This is a genomic window from Mixta mediterraneensis, from assembly GCF_014946725.1.
In the GTDB taxonomy this organism is placed as follows: Bacteria; Pseudomonadota; Gammaproteobacteria; order Enterobacterales; family Enterobacteriaceae; genus Pantoea; species Pantoea mediterraneensis.
Map to the genome: position 1 here is coordinate 131,483 of NZ_JACFXY010000002.1, position 24,682 is coordinate 156,164.

The 24,682-nt window shown below is 51.5% G+C and carries 23 protein-coding genes and 2 pseudogenes; 13 read left to right on the plus strand and 12 right to left on the minus strand.

Annotation, left to right across the window (positions count from 1 at the left end):
• The first annotated feature begins 97 nt into the window (after positions 1-97).
• Complete coding sequence (gene punR, locus H2P46_RS04770; RefSeq protein ID WP_193404058.1) at positions 98-1,003, plus strand: DNA-binding transcriptional activator PunR; 906 nt, start codon at positions 98-100, stop codon at positions 1,001-1,003.
• Here punR and purR read toward each other — a convergent pair.
• A complete protein-coding gene (purR, locus tag H2P46_RS04775) occupies positions 1,000-2,025 on the minus strand; it encodes an HTH-type transcriptional repressor PurR (RefSeq protein WP_193404059.1) in 1,026 nt (341 codons plus the stop codon). The two genes, punR and purR, sit on opposite strands and share 4 nt — an antisense overlap.
• A 279-nt stretch (positions 2,026-2,304) precedes the next feature.
• On the opposite strand from purR, the gene cydH reads away from it, so the two are divergent.
• Positions 2,305-2,394, plus strand: a complete 90-nt coding sequence (cydH, locus tag H2P46_RS04780; RefSeq protein WP_193404060.1) for a cytochrome bd-I oxidase subunit CydH — start codon at positions 2,305-2,307, stop codon at positions 2,392-2,394.
• A gap of 80 nt (positions 2,395-2,474) precedes the next feature.
• On the opposite strand, the gene H2P46_RS04785 is transcribed toward cydH, so the two are convergent.
• Positions 2,475-3,245 (minus strand): C40 family peptidase, encoded by a 771-nt coding sequence (locus tag H2P46_RS04785; RefSeq protein ID WP_193404061.1) that lies wholly within the window; start codon positions 3,243-3,245, stop codon positions 2,475-2,477.
• 361 nt (positions 3,246-3,606) lie between these two features.
• On the opposite strand from H2P46_RS04785, the gene H2P46_RS04790 reads away from it, so the two are divergent.
• Complete coding sequence (locus H2P46_RS04790) at positions 3,607-3,942, plus strand: Grx4 family monothiol glutaredoxin (RefSeq protein WP_176035873.1); 336 nt, start codon at positions 3,607-3,609, stop codon at positions 3,940-3,942.
• Between the two features lie 38 nt (positions 3,943-3,980).
• Here H2P46_RS04790 and rnt read toward each other — a convergent pair whose 3' ends face one another.
• The 4 genes from rnt to H2P46_RS04810 form a co-directional block, all read right to left on the minus strand.
• Positions 3,981-4,649: a ribonuclease T gene (rnt, locus tag H2P46_RS04795; protein WP_193404062.1), complete on the minus strand. Its 669-nt coding sequence runs from the start codon at positions 4,647-4,649 to the stop codon at positions 3,981-3,983.
• Positions 4,650-4,772: 123 nt separating this feature from the next.
• Complete coding sequence (gloA, locus tag H2P46_RS04800) at positions 4,773-5,180, minus strand: lactoylglutathione lyase (protein ID WP_193404063.1); 408 nt, start codon at positions 5,178-5,180, stop codon at positions 4,773-4,775.
• A gap of 114 nt (positions 5,181-5,294) precedes the next feature.
• Positions 5,295-6,392 carry an alkene reductase gene (gene nemA / locus H2P46_RS04805; protein WP_193404064.1) on the minus strand — a complete coding sequence of 366 codons (1,098 nt, stop codon included), beginning with the start codon at positions 6,390-6,392 and terminating at the stop codon, positions 5,295-5,297.
• Positions 6,393-6,441: 49 nt separating this feature from the next.
• Positions 6,442-7,041 (minus strand): TetR/AcrR family transcriptional regulator, encoded by a 600-nt coding sequence (locus H2P46_RS04810; RefSeq protein ID WP_193404065.1) that lies wholly within the window; start codon positions 7,039-7,041, stop codon positions 6,442-6,444.
• 174 nt (positions 7,042-7,215) lie between these two features.
• Here H2P46_RS04810 and H2P46_RS04815 point away from each other — a divergent pair, with 174 nt between their 5' ends.
• Positions 7,216-7,455, plus strand: coding sequence for a DUF1289 domain-containing protein (locus H2P46_RS04815; protein ID WP_193404066.1), 240 nt, complete (start codon positions 7,216-7,218; stop codon positions 7,453-7,455).
• Between the two features lie 191 nt (positions 7,456-7,646).
• Positions 7,647-8,114: a hypothetical protein gene (locus H2P46_RS04820; RefSeq protein WP_193404067.1), complete on the plus strand. Its 468-nt coding sequence runs from the start codon at positions 7,647-7,649 to the stop codon at positions 8,112-8,114.
• On the opposite strand, the gene H2P46_RS04825 is transcribed toward H2P46_RS04820, so the two are convergent.
• The 3 genes from H2P46_RS04825 to H2P46_RS04835 are packed head-to-tail and all read right to left on the minus strand — an operon-like array spanning position 8,115 to position 11,211.
• Complete coding sequence (locus H2P46_RS04825; protein WP_193404068.1) at positions 8,115-10,115, minus strand: FUSC family protein; 2,001 nt, start codon at positions 10,113-10,115, stop codon at positions 8,115-8,117.
• Complete coding sequence (locus H2P46_RS04830) at positions 10,112-10,969, minus strand: efflux RND transporter periplasmic adaptor subunit (RefSeq protein WP_193404069.1); 858 nt, start codon at positions 10,967-10,969, stop codon at positions 10,112-10,114. Before H2P46_RS04830 ends, H2P46_RS04825 begins: the two co-directional genes overlap by 4 nt.
• 5 nt (positions 10,970-10,974) lie before the next feature.
• Entirely contained in the window at positions 10,975-11,211 is a 237-nt protein-coding gene (locus tag H2P46_RS04835; RefSeq protein ID WP_289777370.1) for a DUF1656 domain-containing protein, read from the minus strand.
• A gap of 146 nt (positions 11,212-11,357) precedes the next feature.
• Between H2P46_RS04835 and slyA the strand changes: the two genes are divergently transcribed.
• Complete coding sequence (gene slyA / locus H2P46_RS04840) at positions 11,358-11,795, plus strand: transcriptional regulator SlyA (protein ID WP_193404070.1); 438 nt, start codon at positions 11,358-11,360, stop codon at positions 11,793-11,795.
• A gap of 39 nt (positions 11,796-11,834) precedes the next feature.
• On the opposite strand, the gene slyB is transcribed toward slyA, so the two are convergent.
• Positions 11,835-12,302, minus strand: a complete 468-nt coding sequence (gene slyB / locus H2P46_RS04845) for an outer membrane lipoprotein SlyB (RefSeq protein ID WP_193404071.1) — start codon at positions 12,300-12,302, stop codon at positions 11,835-11,837.
• Between the two features lie 280 nt (positions 12,303-12,582).
• On the opposite strand from slyB, the gene anmK reads away from it, so the two are divergent.
• From anmK to H2P46_RS04865, 4 genes are all read left to right on the plus strand, one after another.
• Positions 12,583-13,704 (plus strand): anhydro-N-acetylmuramic acid kinase, encoded by a 1,122-nt coding sequence (gene anmK, locus H2P46_RS04850; RefSeq protein WP_193404072.1) that lies wholly within the window; start codon positions 12,583-12,585, stop codon positions 13,702-13,704.
• Positions 13,705-13,979: 275 nt separating this feature from the next.
• Positions 13,980-16,244: a catalase HPII gene (gene katE, locus H2P46_RS04855; RefSeq protein ID WP_193404073.1), complete on the plus strand. Its 2,265-nt coding sequence runs from the start codon at positions 13,980-13,982 to the stop codon at positions 16,242-16,244.
• Between the two features lie 167 nt (positions 16,245-16,411).
• Complete coding sequence (locus H2P46_RS04860; RefSeq protein WP_193404074.1) at positions 16,412-17,623, plus strand: FAD-dependent oxidoreductase; 1,212 nt, start codon at positions 16,412-16,414, stop codon at positions 17,621-17,623.
• A gap of 352 nt (positions 17,624-17,975) precedes the next feature.
• Entirely contained in the window at positions 17,976-19,757 is a 1,782-nt protein-coding gene (locus H2P46_RS04865; protein WP_193404075.1) for an EAL domain-containing protein, read from the plus strand.
• A gap of 138 nt (positions 19,758-19,895) precedes the next feature.
• On the opposite strand, the pseudogene H2P46_RS04870 reads toward H2P46_RS04865, so the two are convergent.
• Positions 19,896-20,585: pseudogene (locus H2P46_RS04870) on the minus strand (glycogen debranching protein GlgX); the annotation flags it as partial.
• Positions 20,586-20,635: 50 nt separating this feature from the next.
• Here H2P46_RS04870 and tnpA point away from each other — a divergent pair.
• Genes tnpA through tnpC form a run of 3 tightly spaced genes read left to right on the plus strand, consistent with a single transcriptional unit; the run spans position 20,636 to position 23,206 of the window.
• Positions 20,636-21,271: an IS66-like element accessory protein TnpA gene (tnpA, locus tag H2P46_RS04875; RefSeq protein ID WP_193404076.1), complete on the plus strand. Its 636-nt coding sequence runs from the start codon at positions 20,636-20,638 to the stop codon at positions 21,269-21,271.
• The gene (tnpB, locus tag H2P46_RS04880) at positions 21,268-21,615 is read left to right on the plus strand and encodes an IS66 family insertion sequence element accessory protein TnpB (protein WP_193403484.1); all 348 of its coding nucleotides are present in this window, start codon (positions 21,268-21,270) and stop codon (positions 21,613-21,615) included. The genes tnpA and tnpB overlap by 4 nt, the downstream gene beginning before the upstream one ends.
• Before the next feature lie 19 nt (positions 21,616-21,634).
• A complete protein-coding gene (gene tnpC, locus H2P46_RS04885) occupies positions 21,635-23,206 on the plus strand; it encodes an IS66 family transposase (protein WP_193404077.1) in 1,572 nt (523 codons plus the stop codon).
• A 31-nt stretch (positions 23,207-23,237) separates the two neighbouring features.
• On the opposite strand, the pseudogene glgX reads toward tnpC, so the two are convergent.
• Positions 23,238-24,635, minus strand: a pseudogene (gene glgX, locus H2P46_RS04890) (glycogen debranching protein GlgX); the annotation flags it as partial.
• Positions 24,636-24,682 lie beyond the last annotated feature (47 nt).

Consider the following 24,682-nt stretch of genomic DNA (forward strand, 5'->3'; position numbering starts at 1 on the left):
TTTTTGCAGAGTGAACGCGGCAGAGTGTAGAAGGTGCATTAAACGCTGTGAAACGCTAATATTTGTCTTAACCTGTTAAAATTTTTGAAGGCAGATTATGTGGTCCGAATATGCGCTTGAAGTCGTGGACGCGGTAGCACGGGGCAGGAGTTTTAGCGCCGCTGCGCAAGAGCTACATCGTGTACCTTCTGCCATTAGCTATACGGTACGCCAGCTTGAAACCTGGCTGGCGGTGCCGTTATTCGAACGTCATCATCGTGAAGTGGTTTTAACGCCAGCCGGTGAACATTTTGTCCGGGAAGGGCGAAGTGTTATCAAAAAAATGGTTGCGACCCGGCGTCAATGTCAGCAGCTGGCAAATGGCTGGCGGGGCCAGTTAAGCATTGCGATTGATTGCATTGTAAAACCTGAGCGAACGGGACAACTGGTGAAAGATTTTTACCGCCATTTCCCCGATATGGAACTGATCATCAGTTATGAAGTATTCAATGGGGTATGGGACGCCTTAGCAGATAGCCGCGTCGACGTGGCGATTGGCGCTACGCAGGCCATTCCCGTGGGAGGACGTTTCGCCTTTCAGGATATGGGCGCAATTAACTGGCGCTGCGTGGTTCAGCGCGATCACCCTTTAACGCTCGCCAGTGAGCTGGATGATGATACGTTGCGTAGCTGGCCGTCACTTGTCCTGGAAGATACGTCGCGCGCGCTGCCGCGGCGTATGACCTGGACGCTAGATAATCAGCGTCGGGTGGTGGTGCCGGAATGGCAAACCGGGCTGGATTGTGTATTGGCAGGTTTATGTGTAGCGATGGTGCCAGGGCATCTGGCTCGTCCACTACTTGACGCCGGTAAGCTTGTCGAGCTAACGCTACCGATGGCTTTTCCAGAGAGTCCGTGCTGCGTGAGTTGGGCAGAAGATCGCGCATCACCGGCGCTGGGTTGGTTGCTCAGCTATTTAGGTGATGCGCAAACACTTAATCAGGAATGGTTAAGCGAGAATTAACGGCGATAATCGCGAAAAGGGCCGTAGCCTACCGAGCGGCGTTCAATCAGTGTCGGATGGACTTCAATGGTTTGTGACTCTTCGCGTTTGCTGGTAATACGATCCAACAACATTTCCAGCGCTTTTTCACCTAGCTGCGCCTTGGGTTGGTGTACGGTAGTTAACGCCGGGGTGAAGTAGCGCGCGTTGCGTACGTTGTCATAGCCGATAACGGAAATGTCCTGCGGTACGCGCAGGCCCATTTCATCCGCTGCGCAAATGGCCCCCATCGCCATTATATCGCCGCCACAAAATACGGCTGTCGGGCGTTGTTTTTGCGAGAGAATCTGCTGCATGGCCTGATAACCTGATTCGGGTTCAAAATCTCCCTGGACTATCCACTCAGCACGCGGTTGGATGTTGGCTTCCTGAAGGGCTTTTAAGAAGCCTGCATGACGCCCACCGCCGGTATTGCGTTCTAACTGTCCGGGAATCGCTCCAATATCGCGATGGCCGCGTTCAATCAAATAGCGCCCGGCAAGATAGCCGCCCTGGAAAGCGTTATCCAACACGGTATCGGTAAAGTCAGCGCGTGATTCGCCCCAGTCCATGACCACCATGGGAATATTTCGATTCTCTTCCAGCATCTTCAACAGATCGTCTGGATATTCGGAACACATCACTAATAAACCATCGACGCGCTTTTGCGCCATCATTGATAAATAAGCACGCTGCTTATGCAAATCATTGTGTGCGTTACCTAAAATCAGGGTGTAACCTTTCTCAAAACAGTGATTTTCAATGGCTTCAATAATTTCTGCGAAGTAAGGCGCCTCGCTGGAAGTCGCAAGCAATCCCAGCGTTTTGGTGTGATTAACTTTCAGACTACGCGCCACAGCGCTTGGCGAATAGTGCAGCTCCTTGATGGCTTGCCAGACGGTATTGCGTGTTTCTTCTGCCACAAAACGCGTTTTATTGATGACGTGTGAGACGGTGGTGGTCGATACTCCCGCTCGTTTCGCCACATCTTTAATTGTTGCCATGAAAAAGAGACTCCTGAACTTATCTTAACCTATTGATAAGTATCATGTTAAACGATTGCGTCGGCTGAGGTTTTTGCCCACCAAAATGCAATTTTTTTGCCTGTGATCTGGCGTCTGGATAGGTAAAAATGCCAAAAAAGACGGTGAACGGAACCGACGTTGCGCATGTTGCGCAACAACAACAGGATTCTAACAAGGCTGAGCGGATAAAACGAGATTTTTACCGGACCTTATGGGAAAATGCAGTATCCCTACAATCTGTGTGGCTAAGGAGAGGTGATGAGTACCGATATAAAACTGGCGTTGATGACGAGCGGCGCAGCGCTGCTAATGATTCTGGCATTTAGCTTTACCGCCATTCTGCACTAATACAAAAGCCGGATAACGGAGCGTCTGCCTGGGAGGGCCACTCTGTCATCCGGCTTCTTCTGCCTGCGAAGGCAAATACCTCAGCGAATGGTTTTTGGCGTCATCATACGACGCGCACCAATATAGTGCCGCTGCCAGTAATCTTCACCCAATGCGCTAATCTGTATGTCTTTGCCGGTGCGCGGCGACTGAATAAATTTACCGTTGCCTAAATAGACGCCAACGTGATCGGCGGTGCCGCGTCCGTTAATACGGAAAAAGACCAGATCACCTTTCTCCAGCAATTCGCGCTTAACCGGTGCTGCATCACGCAGATGATACATTTCGTTCGCGGTACGGGGAATTTTGAACTTCAGTAAATCTTTGTAGGCGTACCAGACTAAGCCGCTGCAATCAAAGCCGGTATGCGGCGATACGCCACCCCATTGATACGGTTTACCCAGCTGTCCCATTAATTTCGCCATCGCGGTTGCGCGCGCTTTTTGATAACGCTGACGGTGAGATTTGCTCATTCTGAGGGTGCTGATGTCATTAATTTCATTCACGATTTTCGTTGATCGAGATTGACCGTGACGCTTGCTGGAAAGTTTATGCGTATTTTTTTGAGTGGCGGCGTTAACTGCGGCTACGGCCGCTCGCTTTTTTTTCAGTTTAAGTTTCTGAACGGTAACCTGGCGAGATTTCTTCACGGTACTTTTCACCGGACGACGCTTGCGCCGCTCGTCTTCACGCGCACTTTTTTTCTCTGCTTTATGCTGACTGGCATTAACCGGCATCTGCGGGGAAGCAGAGGCGACGTTAAAAAACAGTTGGGCAAAAGCCAGGATGAAAAGCGTAATCAGTAAACGCATAGTCCGGTTATAAGTTGTGCTGTCAGGTTAAAAAGGCCATAACAGAGTTAGAAAATTCTGATCCGCGATCAGGGCCGAAGCAATTTTAGACCAGTTTTTTTTAAAAAAGTAAGTCCTTTTTCTATTAATCTGTTCGCCGCGTTAATTTGGGGTTAAAATGTGCAATTTCAGTGGTTTATATCAGCGAAATTATTGCTAATTATTAATGTATCCATGCCAGTCTGTGAAACAGAGAATTATCGCTGACTAAACGAAGCAACCTGCGTGGCGATTTAACCTCAGCGGCTGCAAAATCCCGTTTTCAGTCCGGGGACGAAGTCGCTACAATAAACAAACACGAAGTGACGAATTAAGGAAGGCAATTATGAGTACTGTAGAAAAAATTCAGCGCCAGATCGCAGAAAACCCGATCCTGCTGTATATGAAAGGTTCGCCGAAACTGCCGAGCTGTGGTTTCTCTGCTCAGGCGGTGCAGGCGCTGTCAGCCTGCGGTGAGCGTTTCGCTTACGTGGATATTCTGCAGAATCCAGACATTCGTGCGGAACTGCCGAAATACGCGAACTGGCCAACTTTCCCACAGCTGTGGATTGATGGCGAGCTGGTCGGCGGTTGTGACATTATTGTTGAGATGTTCCAGCGTGGCGAACTGCAATCGCTAATCAAAGAAACCGCTGAGAAGTTTAAAGAAGCGGAATAATACGAAAGGCCGACCACAATCGGCCTTTTTACTGTCAGCTAGTCAGCGGTGTTCTCTGCCACATCTCCTTGCGCAAACGGCAAAGGCCATCCGCCAAGCCGCTTCCAGCGATTAACCAGTTCACAAAACAGCGTCGCGGTTTGTTCGGTATCATAGAGCGCAGAATGCGCCTGGGTACTGTCAAAATCCATGCCTGCCGCTTTACACGCTTTCGCTAATACCGTTTGACCTAAGACTAATCCGCTTAACGCAGCGGTATCAAAAGTAGCAAAAGGATGGAAAGGGTTGCGCTTCAGACTCGCTCGCCCGGCGGCGGCGTTCATAAAGTTGAGGTCAAAGGTTGCATTATGCGCCACCATAATGGCGCGATTGCAGCCGGTATCTTTGATACCTTTTCGCACCATTTTAAAAATGGCATGCAGTGCGTCATATTCGTTAACGGCACCACGCAGAGGATTGTGCGGGTCAATGCCGGTAAACGCTAACGCCTCGGGATGTAATAACGCCCCTTTAAAAGGTTCAACGTGGAAATGCATTGTCTGGTCGAGGTGGATCCAGCCATCTTCATCCATTTTCAGCGTCGTTGCGGCAATCTCCAGTAGCGCATCGGTTTGTGCGTTGAAGCCAGCAGTTTCAACATCGATCACTACCGGATAAAAGCCACGGAAGCGTTGGTTGAGCGCGTTTAGGGAATTCGATTCAGACATCAGGATCTCATTGCAGAAAAAGGGCAGCGCGCATTATGGCAAAAAACAGCGTTGGGTGCAGCAGGTCACCAGAGGAAGGAGAGAACGTCAGCCTGCCGGAAATGACAGGCTGAATCGTCAGGCTTAGTTGCCGAGACCGTGACCGGCATGTTTGTTTTCAATCAATTCGATCTTGTAACCATCCGGATCTTCAACGAAGGCGATAATGGTAGAACCGCCTTTTACCGGGCCCGCTTCACGAGTCACTTTCCCACCATCATTGCGAATGCGATCGCAGGCGGCAGCTACGTCATCTACGCCCAGTGCGATGTGGCCGTAAGCGTTACCTAAATCGTAATTATCCACGCCCCAGTTGTAGGTCAGCTCAAGCACCGCGCCTTCGCTTTCTTCGGTGTAACCCACAAACGCCAGCGTATATTTATATTCAGTGTTTTCGCTCTGGCGCAGTAAACGCATGCCCAGCACGCGAGTATAGAAATCAATTGAACGTTGCAGATCGCCAACGCGCAGCATGGTGTGAAGTAAACGCATAACATCCTCTTTAATCAAAACGTCATCGTCTGATGACACAAGCGCTAAGTATAGCGTTGAACAACGCCTAATAATAATATCTGCTGCAACAGCGAGTTGCAGCAGATTGATAACTTACAGCGTTGGGTAATCGGTATAACCTTCCGCACCGCCGCCATAGAAACTTTCTGGGCGCTGTGGATTGAGCGGAGCATCCTGCTGCAGACGTTCAACCAGATCAGGGTTAGCGATATAGTCACGACCAAAGGCAACAGCATCGATCAGGCCACGCGCAATCAGATCATCCGCTTTTTCCACCGTGTACGCACCGGCACCAATGATAACGCCAGGAAACAGCTTCCGAACTTTTTCACGGAACGCGTCAGTATAGGGTGTGCCGCCGGCCCAGTCAGGTTCAGACATATGCAGATAAGCGATATTACGCTTTGCCAGCTCAGCGATATACCACAGCGCGGCGGCCTCTTCATCCGGACCATTGTCCAGATTCTGGAAACTGCCAATTGGTGACACGCGAATACCAATACGTTCAGCTGACCAGTTAGCAATGACAGCATCAACCACTTCCAGCGCAAAACGTCCACGTTTTTCGATGCTGCCACCATATTCGTCGGTGCGCGTATTAGAACCCGGCGCTAAAAATTGATGCAACAAATAACCGTGTGCCGAGTGCAGCTCAAGCAAATCAAAATCGGCTTCACGAGCATTAGCGGCAGCCTGACCGAAATCTTTTACGATCTGCTGAATTTCCGCCACGCTCAGGTCACGTGGCATTGAGGTCTCTTCACGATAAACGCTGCCATCTTCGGCGCGTAATGAGGTGCGTGTCCCTGCGGGTAGCGCAGAAGGGGCTACCGGGGCTTTTCCTTCTGGCTGAACGCTGTGGTGTGAAATACGGCCGGTATGCCACAGCTGAACGGCGCTGTGACCGCCTGCCTGATGGATACCGTTATTGATCGCTTTCCACGCCGTGATTTGCTGCTGCGTGTGCAGACCTGGCGCACCGGCATAGCCTTTAGCCTGGAAAGAGATCTGGGTAGCTTCAGTGATAATTAAACCGGCACTGGCACGCTGGCGATAATATTCGCCCATCAGCGGAGTGGGAATATCGCCGGGTTCAATGCTGCGTAGACGGGTCAGTGGCGCCATGAAAACGCGGTTCGGTACGGTGATTGCACCGACTTTTAGCGGACGAAAAAGCTGGGTACTCGCCATGTTAACTCCTCATTAGTAGACCAGTCGTCTATAAACTATCATTTTAAAATTAGTGAGCTTTAAGCCACTGTTCGATGGTACTGAGTGCAAGTTGTATCGGCTGCACTTCGCGGGAAATTTTGCTTTGCAAACTGGCGCCTAACCATAAAAGATAAAGCAGCTCTGCCATCTGTGCAGGTGGCTGTGGCAAATGCAGCGTTTCCTGTTGTTGTGCCATCTCTAAGGCCTGAGCGTATGCGACGATGATTTTACCGGCGCCATGCTGCAATGCGTTCCGCATTGATTCGGACAAATCGCAGACTTCAGCAGATAACTTAACGCCTAAACAACCCACAATGTGTCCCTGTTCGCGAAACAGGCGCTCTGCGGCACGAAAGTGACAGAGTAATCGTTCACGGCTGGTGCTGCCTGACTGCTGCTGTAGCTGAAATTCAATGTCGCGTAAATAACGCGCAAAGTAGCGTTCCAGCAGGGCGACCCCAAACGCTTCTTTAGAACGGAAGTAATAATAGAAAGAGCCTTTCGGCACTTCCGCCAGAGTCAGCAACTCGCTTAACCCCATCCCGGTAAAACCGCGCTGTAAACAGAGCTGTTCACCAGTGATCAGCAGATGCTCCCGGGTTTCGTTGCGTTGTAGCGTCTTATTCATGACGGCCATTCTGGTAGACCAACTGGTCTAATGCAATGCCCGATTGCGCTTTTGGCACATTCTGTTTACTTTGTTGGAAGCGCATATGGCATTAATTGCCCGGTTTCGTGATGGCTTTTTATCCATCAGCGCGACTCTTTTTTCTGTAAATTATCAGTTTTATTGGGAGACCGTGTGGCGGAGCAACTTGAATTTTTTCCTGTTCCCAGCCCTTGCCGTGGTATCTGCCAAACCGATGCGCGTGGCTACTGTGTGGGATGCTTACGCAGTCGCGAGGAGCGATTTAACTGGATGCGCTTCAGTGATGCGCAAAAGCGAGATGTGCTGCGTTTGTGCCAGCAACGCCGTCTGCGTATGCTGCGCCAGCAAAAACAAAACGACATGTCCGATCCGGAACAACCGTCACTGTTCTGATGTGTTTCCCGTTCCTGCTATCCTGCCTTTCTTTTTTAATCCTCTTTAATCAAACTCTGACTTTCCAGGCGGCATGTCTTTGCCGCCTGCTTTCTTCAGTGCTGTTTATGCTTCAGTACTATCTTCGAAAACATTTCCCCCCTATGTTATTGATTCAGGTAAGAAAGCTTGTTAAGCGAAGGGGCGGAGGAATGAAAAGATCGGGCGCATTATTGCTGTGTCTGCTGCTGGTGGGATGCGATCAACCTAACGATTCACAGTTGGTGACCGAAACCGGACGTCAACTGCAGCGCACCATTGACACCAGTCCGATGCGTGCCATTTGCGAAAACATCGCTAAAGGACGTGAATGGTTGAGCCGAAAAACAATCCGTCAACTGCAAGCGAAAGGCTGTCAGGACGTGTTGCGCAGCGCCACAGAAACCAACTTTACCGACACGACCATCACCCATCGCAGCATGACGATGGTATGCGGTGGCATAACTGGAAAAAGCTTTACCGGTACGGATATTGTGCGACGCTTTATCTTCTCTCCCGACGAAAAAGCCCTGGTTATCCAGCCTATGACCGAGGTGGATAAAACCCGTTTCGAAGGACACAAAACATTGCAGCAGTTAAAGGATGATTTTCATCGTCAGCAACAGCAATACTGTCTGTAATCAGCCAGGAACGGTCTGTTTTAGCTGTGCCAGCGAGCAGCGTAAACGCCAGAGAATGCCCGCTAACGTATTGGCTTCACTGTCGTTATCATGCAGTAACTGACTGATGGTCGCTTCTAATTCATCCAGCGTACTTTGCAACGAATTATGCCGCACGCCGCGACTGCTGATTATTTGCTGTAGATTGTGCAGACTGCCCGCACGTAGCTGCGCCAGCGTACTGGAGGTGGGTTGCCAGTCGCGTAACTGCCAGACGATATGCGAACAGTTGAGTAACACCACTCCCCAGCGCAGCAACCAGACGCGCGCCTGCTCATCCCGACTGCTACTCAATTGGTTAATGTGATGATAAATCTGCGATTCAAACCTGTTTTCGTTCAAACGTGGATGCTGACGTAACTGATCGAGAAACGCCACGCGTAATGCCCGGATATGACGGCGGCTGCGTCGTGCATCCGAGCTGGGTCGCAAAATTTGAAACGCCAGCCACGCCAGTAAGACGCCACAAACCTTGGCAATATTATCGTTAAAAAAATCCTGATAATCCCAGCTGGGTGGGTTCGTCACCGCAATGAACGATCCCATAAAAACAATAAATTGCCCCCACATACCGGCACGCTGTTTCTGCTGAAGTTTGAAAAGTTGCAGCGTAATAAGCAGCGGGAATAAAAATATCAGAAATTGCCACAGCTGATTAATTTGCACCATCAAGCCAAACTTCATCACAAAGCTAAACACAAAAAGCCACAACAGCGTTTTCAGTAGCAGGCTGACGCTCCCGCTGGGTGAAGGCGCAGACGAATACAATACGCAGGCGATAGCCGTTAAGGTAAGCGCGGCAGCACCGGATGACCATTGCGAATTGATCCAAAAAGCGCAGCCCAACACGATAACGCAAAAGGTGCGTAACGCACTCCAGCCAGCTTCAGCACTGTCGCTTTCCCGCGCCAGCGATGGCACGGACGGCGGCTGAAAACAGGTGTCGGCATCGGCGCGTTCCAGTAGACGGATCCAGCGCGAAACATTCAGGTACATCCAGCAAAAGTAGCGCAAGCGCTGACAGAAAGCGCGTTGACGATAATCCCCCCCAGCGGCAGGCGTGATGCTGCGTAATATTTGTGCCAGACGGTATTTATCGCAGTGCGGTTTTGCCAGTTCTTGCATCAGTTGCTGCATGGCATCGTAAAGCGCTTGTGGCGCATCAGACCAGTTCAACAACATACGGCGTAAGCTCGACAGCACGCTGGTTAAGCGCAACTGTTGATGCAGAACGTAGTTCAGTACATTATTTTGGCGGCGATAACGGTAATGGCTCCAAAAGGCCTGAATGCGCAACAGATTCATAGTCAGGATTTGACTGATAACGTTTTCATGCGCGGTGCGCACGTTGTCAGTATCGGTTTGCTGCAACAGCAAAACGGCATGCTCCAGCAGGCGCGTATGCATCTGCCTGAGTGAATTCATCAGTGCATCGCCGTCAGAAGTACTCGGCAGTACCATCATCATGAATCCGGCACATAAAATGCCTGATATCACTTCGCACACCCGTGCCTGGGTAATGGTCCATAAATCTGACGCGTCGGTAATATCTACGCTACTAAACGCAATGATTGCCGCCGTATAACCAGCCAGTGAGAATGCATAAGCCACATTATTTTGATAGTGATTAGCAATCCAGGTACAAAAGGTCAGCCAGCCCGCAATCGCAAAGGTAAAAAGCCAGGGTTCGTTCAGCGTATGACCAGCAATCAGCAGCGCAGCGGTAGCCCCCAGCAGGCTACCAACAATGCGGCCCAGACTTTTACTGATCGCGCCCCCAACGGTGGGGAAACTAATGACAGCGGCAGAGGTCATTGCCCAGTAAGGCTCATCCAGATCCAGTCCATAAGCAATGCTCAGCGCCATACACATGGCGAGGGTGTTGCGCAACGCATAGCGCCACTGATTGGCATTGGCTTTTATCCAGGGCAGTTGATCCCAGGCTAACCAGTTAAAATTCATCGCTGAATATTAATCGTACAGGTGGTGCCCGCGACCAGCGGAACGTTATCAGGAATATGAGCGAGACGAATGCGTATCGGCACGCGCTGCGCCAGACGTACCCACGGCACGTTAGGTTTAATATCGGGCACCAGTCCGCTGTCGCTATCAACGCTTTGATCATAAATAGCGCGACCAATACTTTCGACAACGCCTTGCAGGTGCACGCCTGTGCTGTAAAGCACGATTTGCGCCGTCGCGCCGGGACGGATATGACGCAGTTTGGTTTCTTCAAAATACCCCATTACATAATAGGAATGGCTGTCGACAAGAGCAAACAGCGGCGTACCGGCGGTGGCGTAATTGCCAGGGCGCAAAGTGAGATTGCTGATCCAGCCATCGGTCGGCGCCGTCACGGTGGTTTGCTGTAAATTCCAGCGAGCCTGATCTAACGTTGCCTGCGCGGCTTTTGCACTCGCGGCCATGGCATTGGCGCTAAGACGATAAGCATCCACATCTTCAGCCGATATGACGTTGCGCGGCAGGCTTGCCCGACGGTTAGATTCGTGTTGCGCTCTGGCAAGATCGGCCTGCGCTTTATTGAGTTGCGCCTCAGCGTTATGTAGCGCGATTTCCCATGGCACGGTATCCAGCTTCAACAAGACCTGACCTTTTCGCACGTACTGATTATCTTTTACCGCCAGACTGACAATGCGCCCGGAGATCTGTGGCGTGATGTCCACCAGTTCGGCGCGCACCTTTCCATCCCGCGTCCAGGGTGACTGCATGTAATAGTTCCAGATCCACCAACCGGCCAGCAGAGCGAAGGCGAATACAATCAGGGTGGAGAAATACTTTACCGCGTTAAATTTCATAAAGATTATCCATGACCGATGAGCCAAAGTGCGGCGGTAACGCACAGCACAAACAACGAGAGATCGAATAAAGTGGGATGCCAGACATCGCCTGAATAAATCCAACCGCGTATCAGTGGATGAATCAGCAGCCAAAAAAAGAAGCCGAGCAGTACGGCTTTGAAGAGAGGGGGAAAAAACAGCGATGCGCCAAAAATCAGGTCGGTAAGCGGTTCGGCAGCGGCAAAGTTGGGAATGGCCACGTTCATCATCCTTCGTTAACCCAGGCAACTGTCTCAAAAAGCATAGATGCGTGGCGGCAGCCTGGGATTTGTAATTTGTCCTGTAAACTCGCAAAATAGTGTAAAATCAGGCTTGATTGCTAGCAAGCTAATTATAAGGAGATGAAATGGATACGCCTCTCGGAACGGATTTATCTCGCCTGGTGCGCCTCTGGCGCGCATTAATTGATCAGCGTTTAAAACCGCTTGAATTGACGCAAACACACTGGGTAACGTTGCACAATATTCATCAACTGCCCCCTGAGCAATCACAAATTCAGTTAGCGAAAGCGATTGGTATTGAGCAGCCTTCGTTGGTACGCACCCTGGATCAGCTGGAAGAAAAAGGGTTAATTACCCGATCGACTTGTGCCAACGATCGTCGCGCCAAACGCATTAAACTGACGCATCAGGCTGAGCCGATTATCGCAAAAGTCGAGAGCGTCATTGATGCGACCCGCGATGATATTCTTTTCGGCATCAGCCGCGATGAAATCAGCCAGCTGATGAACCTGGTCATCCGACTTGAGAAAAATATTCTTGAACTTCAGAACCGCGAGAAATAAAAAAACCGACGATTAGCGTCGGTTTTTTTATCGCATTGCTTAACGGGGCGAAACCGTAACCTGGCTTCCGTTGGAAGCCAGTACAACGCGTTGGCCCACAGAATAGCGGCTGGCGGCTTGCTTCTGCACCACCATGATGGTGTTGCCGTCATCCTTACGGATCTCCAGCTCAACACCGTTGCTTTTGTTCACCGCGCTTTGTCCGCCCTGGCCGGCTACACCGCCAAAAACTGCGCCCCCCGCCGTAGCCAGGCTACGACCCGCACCGCCGCCAATGGTATTACCCAAAAAGCCACCGAGTACCGCACCACCGATAGCGCCAATCACATTGCTATCATCGCCGCCCTGAATCTTAACCGGACGAACGGAAACTAACGTACCGTAGGAAACGCTCTGTACCTGTTTGGCTTCGCTTGCGCTGTAGGTATCGCCCGACAGGGTATCTGTGTTGCTACAACCTGCCAGCATCACACCGGTCAACGCGACCACAATTACACGCTTAATCATTTGAAAACTCCTTTATTCGAAAATGCGCCACATATATCGCCAGATCCTGCAAACAGTATAAGCCACAAAACTGACAATATAATCTTTGTCTGAGTAAAGGCGGTTGGCGAAGCGTAGCCTAAAGAGTATCAACAAGCGTTCAATCGATAAGAAAAAATAGTGCGATGCGCTATCCTGGCTGTGTCACGATAGCAAGAATGATCTAAACACAGAATCAGACAGCCGGATTTGTCAGGCTAACGGTAGAACATAAACTTCCCACTGGAAGTAAGGAACGGCAATGAAATCAGGTCGCTATATTGGCGTGATGTCGGATACCAGCCTTGATGGCGTTGACGTGGTACTGGCGGTTATCGATGAAAATATGGTTGCTCAGCAGGCGAGTTATTGCCATCCGATACCGCAGAATTTGCGCTGTGACGTTTTGGCGATTTGCCAGGGACAGGCCTTAACGCTGTCACAGCTAGGGCAGCTGGACACGCAGCTGGGGCTGCTGTTTGCCGAAGCGGTTCTGACGTTGATGAAGCGTGAAACGCTGGAAGCCAGCGACATTGTCGCCATTGGTTGCCACGGGCAAACGGTGTGGCACGAACCGCTGGGCGCAGCGCCAAATACGTTGCAGATTGGCGATAATAATCAGATTGTCGCGGCAACTGGCGTCAGCGTCGTAGGGGATTTTCGCCGCCGTGATATGGCGCTGGGTGGACAAGGAGCGCCATTAGTTCCTGCTTTTCATCAGGCATTGCTAATGGATGCAGTCGAACGTCGCATGGTGTTAAACATTGGTGGTATCGCCAATCTCTCTTTATTAATACCGGGTCAACCGGTGCGTGGCTTTGATACCGGGCCGGGTAATATGCTGCTTGATGCCTGGATTTGGCGTAACCTGGGCAAACCTTACGATAAAGATGCGCAATGGGCGCGTACCGGTACACGCATTCCGGCATTGCTGGAAAGGTTATTAAGCGATCCCTGGCTTGCATTGCCTCCTCCTAAAAGTACTGGACGGGAATATTTCAATCTGGGCTGGCTGGAGCAGCATCTCCGCCAGTTTCCGGGCGTCGCAGCGCAAGATGTTCAGGCGACGCTGACTGAGTTCACCGCAGTGACTATCGTACATCAGGTACAGTTGAATGACGGCTGTGATCGTCTGTTAGTGTGTGGCGGCGGCGGCAAAAATCCCTTGCTGATGGCGCGCCTGGCCGCACATTTGCCGGGCACAGAAGTCTCCTCTACCGATACGGTAGGCATCAGCGGCGATGATATGGAAGCACTGGCTTTCGCCTGGCTGGCCTTTCGTACCCTGTCGGGATTGCCAGGCAATTTACCTGCCGTTACTGGCGCACGCGAAAAGAGCGTATTGGGGGCCATTTATCCCGCTACGCCTTTATTTCTGCGCTAAAGGCGCATCAGATCTGTCAACGCAATGCTGAAAACAGGCGAGCGCGATCCCGCAGAAATCGCCTGTTTGCACTAAACCCGCCAGCAAAATGTACTGTAGTTTTAAAGAATAACGTATCAAAACTCTTGATAGCAGCGTTACGGCCAACAACGTTTTCCCTCGCTGTCGCGTCCCTGATAAGTGTCCTTCTAAATCCCTGCGATTTATCAGTATTACCGGGAGGATGTTCTATAGTTGTTAGCGTATTAAAGCGATAACAACAGGAGAAACGCGCAATGTCGAAAGAAAAAGATAATAAAGTCCTGAGCCACCGCGCCCCATCAACCGGTCCGGAGTCCGCACAACCCGGACTGGGTTCTCTGGCACCGAAAGATGGCTCACATAAACCTTCCTCACAGCCGACTTCGCCGGGCAAAGAGCCCACCGCGCCCGGTAGTCTGAAATCACCAGGTATATCCAATGCAAAACTTGATCAGCTTGAAGCCAACCGTAAAAACGGTGAAAACGCGGCCTTAACCACAAATCAGGGCACGCGCATCGCTGATGACCAGAACTCACTGCGCGCCGGTACTCGTGGACCGACGCTGCTTGAAGACTTCATCATGCGTGAAAAAATCATCCACTTTGACCATGAGCGCATCCCGGAACGTATTGTTCACGCCCGCGGTTCCGCCGCGCACGGCTATTTTCAGCCTTACCGTTCGCTAAAAGACATTACCAAAGCGGATTTTCTTAGCGATCCCGGACAAGTAACGCCAGTCTTTGTGCGTTTCTCGACCGTTCAGGGCGGCGCAGGTTCAGCGGATACTGTGCGTGATATTCGCGGTTTCGCCACAAAGTTTTATACGGAAGAGGGCGTGTTTGATTTAGTCGGGAATAACACCCCGGTGTTCTTTATTCAGGATGCGCATAAATTTCCTGATTTTGTGCACGCCGTAAAACCTGAACCGCACAACGAAATGCCACAAGGGCAGACTGCGCATGATACCTTCTGGGATTATGTTTCGCTGCAACCAGAGACGCTGCATAACGTTATTTGGGCGATGTCTGATCGCGGTATCCCGCGCAGTTATCGCACCATGGAAGGCTTTGGTATTCATACTTTCCGCATGATAAACGCCGAAGGCAAAGCCACGTTTGTGCGTTTTCACTGGAAGCCGGTAGCCGGTAAAGCCTCGCTGCTGTGGGACGAATCGCAGAAGCTCACGGGACGCGACCCTGATTTTCATCGCCGTGATTTGTGGGAAGCCATTGAGGCAGGCGATTATCCTGAATATGAACTGGGTCTACAGCTGATCCCTGAAGAAGATGAGTTTAAGTTCGATTTTGATCTGCTGGATGCTACCAAACTGATCCCGGAAGAGCTGGTGCCGGTACAGCGGGTGGGGAAAATGGTCTTGAACCGCAACCCAGACAACTTTTTCGCTGAAACTGAGCAGGTTGCCTTCCATCCTGGTCATATCGTACCCGGCCTCGATTTCACTAACGATCCGCTGTTGCAGGGACGACTGTTCTCTTACACCGATACGCAAATCAGCCGCCTTGGCGGACCAAATTTCCATGAAATTCCGATTAACCGCCCGGTTTGCCCGTACCATAATTTCCAGCGTCAGGGCATGCATCGGATGGAGATCGACACCAATCCTGCTAACTATGAGCCCAACTCAATCAACGACAACTGGCCGCGCGAAACGCCGCCTGCAGCGAAAGCGGGGGGGTTTGAGAGTTATCAGGAGCGCGTTGAAGGGCATAAAGTACGCGAGCGCAGCCCGTCCTTTGGCGAATACTACTCGCAGCCACGCCTGTTCTGGCAGAGCCAGACGCCGGTTGAGCAGCAGCATATTATCAATGCCTATTCGTTCGAGCTGAGCAAAGTGGCGCGCCCTTATATCCGCGAACGTATTGTCGATCATTTACTGCATATTGACGTGAAACTCGCCCAGGGCGTGGCTGACAATCTGGGCATCGCTTTAACCGATGAGCAACGTAACACGACACCGGCAAAAGATGTCAACGGCTTGAGCAAAGACAGTAGCCTCAGCCTTTACGCCACACCCGGCGGCAGCATAAAAGGCCGTCAGGTCGCGCTACTGTTAAGCGACGGGGTGAAATCCGCTGATGTGTTGAGTATTTTGCAAGCGCTAAAAGTACAGGGAGTACATGCAAAATTGCTGGCAGCACATATGGGACAGGTGCGGGCGGATGACGGCTCTGTGTTGCCAGTAGACGCCACCTTCAGCGGTTTGCCGTCATTGACTTTTGATGCGGTTATTGTGCCCGACGGCAATGTAGATGCCCTGCTGTTAAGTGGTGACGCGCGATATTACCTGCTGGAGGCGTATAAGCACCTGAAAGTTATCGGGCTGAGCGGCGACGCACGGCGTTTTAAAGCGCAGTTTGGTCTGGATGATGATGAGGCTGAAGAAGGCATTGTCGAAGACAGTAAAGCCGAGGATGCTTTTATGCGTGAATTCCTCAACGCGATGGCATCACATCGCGTTTGGTCACGCAGCCAGAAGGCCCTTACTGTGCCTGCCTGATCTTTCCGGGGGCGTATTTCGCCCCCTCATCATTGAGCAGCAGAGCGACGTAAATACGGTCATCGGAGGGCGGACCCGGTCACAATTCAGAGAGGCAAAAAGAACGGATTCATACACAAATGATAATTATTATCATAAACTGACTTCATGCTAAACAAGGAATCGTCATGAAGCTATCCTCGACTGAATTCTTTTCCTCAGACTGCTGTATCGTTGGCGCAGGCCCGGCGGGCCTGATGCTGGGCTATCTTCTGGCACGGGCTGGCCTGCGTGTGGTGGTCATTGAAAAGCATCCCGACTTTCTGCGCGACTTTCGCGGCGATACGATCCATCCTTCTACGTTAGAAATTATGCATCAGCTCGGTTTGCTGGATGAGTTATTACAGTTGCCGCACCAGCGGGCAGAGAAACTTCAGGCAGAAATTGCCGGGCAGGAAATCACAATGGCTGATTTTTCACGTTTGCCGGTAACCTGTCGTTTCATCGCCTTTATGCCGCAGTGGGATTTTCTGAATTTCCTGGCAGATAAAAGCGCGCAGTTCGCGGGTTTTACTCTGCTGAAATCCACCTCATTTGATGACTTCATCTTTGAAAAGGGTGCCGTGTGCGGCGTTCGAGCGACGAAAGGCACCTGTCAAATGACCATTCGCAGTCAGGTGGTGATTGGCGCAGATGGTCGTCACTCTGCTGTAAGAGCAAAAACCGGACTGACAAGCCGGGAATTTGGCTCATCGCGCGATGTCCTTTGGTTCCGGCTGAACAAACACGATGACGATCCCGCCTGGGGAGGAGGACATAAAGGGCCTGGTCAGAAGGTGATCATGATCGATCGCGGCGATTACTGGCAATGTGGTTTTAGCATCCTCAAAGGTCAGTTTACTGCACTGCAATCTGCCGGGCTGGCTGCTTTGAAGCACGAAATTGCCTTATCCGCGCCTTTTTCTGTGGCGCGTATGGCTGAAATTACTGAATGGGATCAACTCAGGCTGCTGTCAATTCGTATTGACCGACTGGATAAATGGATGAAACCCGGTGTGCTCTGCATTGGTGATGCAGCACATGCCATGTCGCCGATTGGGGGCGTTGGCGTAAATCTGGCGATTCAGGACGCCGTCGCGACGGCTAACTGTGTAACGGCGCCTTTACTCAAAAAAAACCTGCAACTGCACTATCTGGAAAAGGTGCAGAAACGACGTCAGTTTCCAACGGTGGCGACCCAATTTTTACAGATAAAAATGAGCAGTAATAAAGGCAAATCGAAACGGCAAAGCGAAAGTCCGCTGCCCACGATTATGCGTTATCTTCCGTTCCTGCGCTTTGTATTTGGACGTTTAATAGGTTTGGGTTTCAGAACGGAAAAGCCGCAACGCTATAATTGAGAAAAGTGAATACATCGAACAACAGATTCACAGTCCATTCGTTTTATAGCCACGGAAGGTCTTGTGATCTCTGTCAGAATTGTTATGGGAGAGGAGCTAAATCCGGCTCGTAATAATGTTATTAACTGGCAGGCAATAGGGTAATCTGTCAGGTTAAGGGTTATTTAGATGCAATCTTAATGGCGCTTAAGAAAGAGCCGTTTAGATACCGTGTAAATATTGAGGAAAATTGGCTGGCGTATGATGCAGTTTCAATATGAAACCAATAAAATTGGATGCGGTTTGTCTCAGGTACTTCAGACGCAAAATGTCTTTATCTTCTTTTTCTCGCCCATAGTTGGTGGAGGCTTTAGTGCAGAATAATCAAAGTGACAATGGAAAAAATCGTCTCAAAGCGGTCCGGGCGCTTCTGTCATCTGATGAAAGCAGAGAACAGGTGCTTGAACAATTTGTTCAACTGACCGGGCAAATACTGAATATTCCCGCGCGTTTTATTTCCATTGTTGATGATGACAATCAAGACATTAAAGCAGTCTGCAATTTCGCGCTTAAGCAGACAGCCCGAGAGGAAACTCTTTGCCGTCATATCCCTGATGGCGAAGGCCAATTAGTGGTGGAAGATACGCTACTTGATGCACGTTTTTCTACCTACCCTTTTGTCAAAGGTGAGCCGTTTATCCGGTTTTATGCTGGTGTTTCGCTAACGAATCAGAAAGGAAATGCTTTCGGTACGCTTTGTGTGGCTGATGTACGGCCTCATAAATTTAGTCAGGTTCAGATCACCACATTAAATTCGCTGGCAAAGCTGGTTGCCTCTTTGCTTGAAGCATGGAACTCTGCCGATTCTGCCGATTCTGCCGATGTAACGACCCGTTTGCCTGACCGCAGGTGCCTTATCCGCGATATTCAGCAACTCGCGCGGGTAGAACCCGCTCAAAATTACCGATTAATAGTGATCGACTGCATTGATATGCCTCGTATCCACGAATTGTCGCGCACCGTCGGGGTCGTGCCCGTAGAAAATCTTCTTAAGCAAATCGCTTTGTTGGTTGCTGAGCGTCTGCGGCTGGATGAAGGTAAAAAATTATATTGTTTCGCGCCGGGCCGCTTCGCCATTATTCAGGGAGTTAATGATAAATATCAGGCCCATAATATTGTTGATGTCTTAACGGGCATGAATGCCAGTCTGAGCGAAAATATTTTAATTGATCTGGATATTTTTATCGGCGAAACGACGTTTATTCCACAAAAGCTAAGTGCAAATGAGATACTTCGTCAGGCGGTTAGCGCGCTTCATGAAGCTATAGGGGAAGGGGAAGGTGCAACGCCTTTTCATGAAGATTATGATACGCGCCGTACTGAAGACTTTCTCATCATGAATGATCTGGCCGCCGCCTTAAAAAAAGATGAAGGTTTCTATCTTGTTTATCAGCCAAAGGTTTGTTTAAGGACGGGTAAAACGGTAGGGCTGGAAGCGTTGATCCGCTGGAACCATCCTGAAAGAGGCGAGTTATATCCTGCTGAATTTATTCCGTTAGCCAAAAAAACGAATCTGTTATCTGATCTGACCGAATGGATTATTGATCGATTAATCGCGCAGTTGGCTTGCTGGAAAAAAGAATATGCACTTATCCCCGTTTCAATTAATGTCAGTGAAAAAGATTTTGCGAAACCAGACTTTGCCAGCAGGCTTGCTGCCAGGGTAAAACAAGCCAAACTGTCAACGGCTTTGATTGGGATTGAATGTCTGGAAAATGAGCTGATTACCGAAAAAGATGTGGCTATCAAAGGGCTAAAATCACTTAAATCACATGGCTTTTTTATCTCGCTGGATGACTTTGGTAAGGGCTACAGCAATATCAATTATCTTCAGGATATTCCGCTGGATGTGATTAAAATTGATCTGTCATTAATCACACGACTGGCAGAAGAGGGTTCATCAAGAATTATTGTTAACAGTATTATTCACATGCTGAAAGAACTGAATTATACCGTCTTAGCGGAAGGGGTAGAAACAGAAGCCGTGTTGAACTTGCTTAAACAATATGGATGCGATCAAATTCAGGGTTATTTCTTTTCAAAGCCCCTTCCGGCAAGTGAAATTGAACACTGGCTATATCAAAACAGGGCCTGATTAAACGGTCGCGCTGACGTAAACAGCACGACCGTGACCTGATGAAAAGTATGCTGTGCCAAACGGAACTGGATACAGCAGGCAAATTATCAGGTCTGAGTACTCAAAATCAGGTATTACTCATATGACATTTTAGCGCTATGGTCTCCTGAACAAGGCGATGCTGCGGCCTTCAAGCTCGAAATCCCGTTCGCGGGTAATGACGAGGCCGCGTTTTGCCGTATCGGAGGTGGTGAGTCCGAGCACCCAGCCGCCTTCGCCGAATTGTGGAATACGGAACGGCACGTTACCTTCAAAGGGATTAAATAACATCAGTACGTCATACCAGATGCCGTCTTCGTCTTCTGTCTGAAGATCGGGGCGGCCGATATAAACCCCGAGCGTTGATCCTTCATCCCACTGTTCAGGCTGTTGAAAGCCGCCGCCGGCATTGAACCATTTAATATCCATGCCGTCGCGCCAGTTCTCACGACGCAGCAGCGGCTGGCTGGCCCGCAGTTGAATAACCTGGCGAGTGAAGTCGCGTAGCGCCTCGCAGGATTCAGGCAGCTCGTCTCAGCGGATCCAGGCGATCTCACTGTCCTGACAATATCCGTTGTTATTGCCCATCTGGCTGCGGCCAAACTCATCACCGGCCAGCAGCATCGGTGTGCCGTGAGAAAACAGCAGCGTTGCGAGGAAATTGCGTTTCTGGCGGTCACGCTCTGCGTTGATGCCCGGATCATCAGTCGGGCCTTCGGCGCCGTAATTGTAAGAGCGGTTGTCATTACTGCCGTCGTTATTGTCTTCGCCGTTGGCCTCGTTGTGTTTTTCGTTATACGAAACCAGAGTAAGCGTCTCATCCAGACCGTCTTTTATTTTTGCCCGCGTTTCCTACCATGGACACTTTCGCGAACATGGACACTACCGTGGACAAAAATACGCCTTACACCAGAAGACCATGGATCTTCACAGCGCTGAGCCTGCGCTTTAATGAGGCTCTGACTTACCGTGAAATAGCAGAACAACTGAACCTTAGCTCATCTGCCATACATAAAATGTTCACGCGTTTTCGACGAACCGGAATTAACTGGCCATTGTCGGAAGAATACACGCCTGAACGCCTGGAGGAAGAGCTCTATGCCTTCAATCTTGAGACAAATCTTCCTGTGAAAAAACGCCGGCCGGCCTGGCCTCTGGAATTCAAAATTCGCATGGCGGAGCTGACCCTGCAGCCGGACGCCTGTGTGGCTCAAATTGCCCGTGAGCATGGCATTAACGATAATCTGCTGTTCAACTGGCGCAATCTGCATCGTCAGGGGCTACTGGATCCGGCCAACAGAGCGACTCTGATTCCGGTTACTATGGAGCCTGTTGTCCCTCCGCCCAGGCAAAACGGCGTCGTATCAGCAGACCTGCCACCGGTCATCAGCTGCAGGCTGACGTTGCCAGGTGGAAGCCTCAACCTGACTGGCCCGCTGACGCCTGAACTTCTGCGCGCACTGGTCAGCGAACTCAGGGAGGGTGAGTCATGATTAGCTTTCCGGCAGGTTCGCGGATCTGGCTGGTTGCTGGCGTGACAGATATGCGCTGTAGCTTCAACGGGCTGGCAGCGAAAGTGCAGAACACGCTTCGCACCGATCCGTTCAGCGGTCATCTGTTTATCTTTCGCGGTCGTCGCGGCGACATGATAAAGGTGCTGTGGGCCGACCGGGACGGCCTGTGCCTGTTCACCAAACGACTGGAGCGGGGGCGCTTCGTCTGGCCGGTGACCCGTGACGGAAAAGTGCATCTGACGCCTGCGCAGCTCTCCATGCTGCTGGAAGGCATTAACTGGAAGCACCCACAGCGGACTGAACGGCCTGGCCTGCGGATATAACCTGCTGTAAAATGGGGTTATGGACGCATCCCTTCCCGATGAAAACGCCCGGCTCAGGGCGCTGCTGCTGGAGCAGCAGACCACCATCCGCAAAATGGCGGAGTATAACCGCCTGCTCTCACAGCGGGTGGCGGCGTACGCCAGCGAAATCAACCGGCTGAAGGCGCTGATCACTAAGCTTCAGCGCATGCAGTTCGGCAAAAGCTCCGAAAAGCTGCGTGAGAAAACGCAGCGCCAGGTGCGCGAGGCTGAAGAGCGCATCGGCGCCCTGCAGGAGGAGATGGCTGAGGCGCTGGGTGAGCAGCATGACCCGGTGGTTCCGCAACCGCTGCGCCAGTCTTCTGCCCGTAAACCATTACCGGCCACACTCCCCCGCGAAACCCGCACGCTGTCGCCGGCAGAAACCGCCTGCCCGTCGTGCGGCGGAGAGCTCAGCGCGCTGGGCTGCGACGTATCGGAGCAGCTGGAGCTCATCAGCAGCGCCTTTAAGGTTATCGAAACGCAGCGGCCAAAACTGGCCTGCTGTGGATGTGACCACATCGTTCAGGCGACCATGCCGGCAAAACCCATAGAGCGCAGCTACGCGGGTCCCGGGCTGCTGGCGCGCATCGTCACGGCAAAGTTCGCAGAGCACACGCCTCACTATCGTCAGTCAGAGATATACCGGCGTCAGTGCGTGGAGCTGAGTCGTGCCACACTGGGGCGCTGGTCCGGTGCGGTCAGCGAACTGCTGGAGCCGCTGTATGACCTGCTGCGCCAGTACGTGCTGATTCCGGGCAAGGTGCATACCGACGATATCCCTGTGCCGGTTCAGGAGCCGGGCAGCGGTAAAACCCGCACGGCCCGGCTGTGGGTCTACGTGCGGGACGACCGTAACGCGGGCTCACCGCTTCCCCCGGCGGTGTGGTTCGCGTACTCGCCGGACCGTAAGGGGATACATCCGCAGCAACACCTTGCCGGATACAGCGGTATCCTGCAGGCCGATGCTTACGGCGGCTACAACGCCCCGGACGAAGACGGCCGTATCGCCGCAGCGGCCCGCATGGCGCACGCCCGGCGCAAAATCCATGACGTTCACGTCCGCACACCGACCGACGGCACAAACGAAGCGCTGAAACGCCTCGGCAAACTGTATTCCATCGAGGCGGAGAGAAGCGGCAGCCCGGCAGAGGAGCGGCTGGCGGTCCGGAAAGAGCAGACGGTCCCGCTGATGCAGTCGCTGTACGACTGGGTACAGGCACAGATGAAGGTGCTGTCGCGCCACTCGGATACGGCGAAGGCGTTCTCGTACCTGCTGAAGCAGTGGGATGCGCTGAACCTGTACTGCAGCAACGGCTGGGCCGAGATAGACAATAACATCGCAGAGAACGCGCTGCGTGGCGTTGCCCTGGGGCGGAAAAACTGGCTGTTCGCGGGTTCAGACGCGGGCGGGGAACGTGCTGCGGTACTGTACTCGCTGATCGGCACCTGCCGGCTTAACGGCGTGGAACCGGAGGCGTGGCTGCGTTACGTCATCGGTCATATCCAGGACTGGCCGGTGAACCGGGTCCGTGATCTGCTGCCCTGGAAGGTCGATCTCACTTTTGTCTGAGCGTCAATACGGTCTGGATGAGACGCTTACAAACCAGATCGTTCAGCGTGAAACCATCATGGGCGGTAATAAAGTTAACGCTTGCCCAGGGACGACGGCCGCGCTGATCGTAAAGATCGCCGGAGCCGAGTAAACGCGCAGCGAAATCAGTTGAGACATTGTCACCTTTCCAGTATTCGCGCACCGTGTCGCGGTACTTATCATTCCATTCAGCCCAGCCTGGGGGAAAGCCGCCAACCTGATAGCCTCCCGGTCCAATGTCCCAGGGTTCCCCAATCAATTTCAGACGGGAAAGTACCGGGTCCTGCATCATCGCGTCAAAAAAGCCGCCGCGCTGATCAAATCCTTCCGGTTCGCGACCCAGAATTGTGCCGAGATCGAAGCGGAAACCATCGATATGCATCGATTCCGCCCAGTAACGCAGCGAATCCATAATCATTTGCAGCACGCGCGGATGCGAGGTATTAACGGTATTACCCGTACCGGTGTCATTGATGTAGTAGCGGTGTTGATCGGGCATGGTACGGTAATAAGAAAAATTATCGATGCCTTTAAACGATAGCGTAGGGCCAAGCTCGTTGCCTTCCGCTGTATGGTTATAAACCACGTCAAGAATGACCTCGATCCCGGCATTATGGAACGAACGCACCATATCGCGGAAACCCTGAATACCCCTTGGCCCAAAATAGCGTGTGGCGGGCGCAAAGAAGCCGAGCGTGTTGTAGCCCCAGTAATTTTTCAACCCTTTGTCGAGCAGATGCTGATCATTCGGAAACCAGTGTACCGGCAGAAGTTCCACCGACGTTATGCCAAGGCTCTTGATATAATCGACGCTGGCTTTATGGCCCATGCCGTCAAACGTGCCGCGCAACTCTTCTGGCAGCGCGGTATTAAGCTGCGTGAAGCCCTTCACGTGAGTTTCGTAGATGATGGTATCCGGCCACGAAATAGCCGGACGGTTTTTGTCCTGCCAGTCAAATTCATAAGGATCGATCACCCGGCACTTTGGTGTAAAGGGGGCACTGTCGCGCGTGTCGAACGTCAGGTCTTTATCTTCATGACTGAGGTCATAGGCAAAGTGCGCCTCATTCCATTCAATATCGCCAGACAGCTCGCGCGCATAGGGATCGATCAGAAGTTTATTGGGATTGAAGCGATGCCCATTTTCAGGATCATAAGGACCATGAACGCGAAAGCCATACAGCGTGCCGGGTAACAGACCAGGCACGTAGCCGTGCCAGATTTCGTCAGTGTATTCCGGCAGGTCCATTCTTGCGATTTCAACCTTGCCGCCTGGATCGTAGAGGCAGAGTTCGATGCGCTCAGCATGAGCCGAAAAAATTGCGAAATTGACACCTTCACCATCAAAATTGGCGCCCAGAGGCTGGTTAAACCCCTTCGTGATTACAAAAGAATTACCGTTTGGCATGCATCCCTCTCCATCAAAAACTCAGTTTGATACGGATTACAGCGATT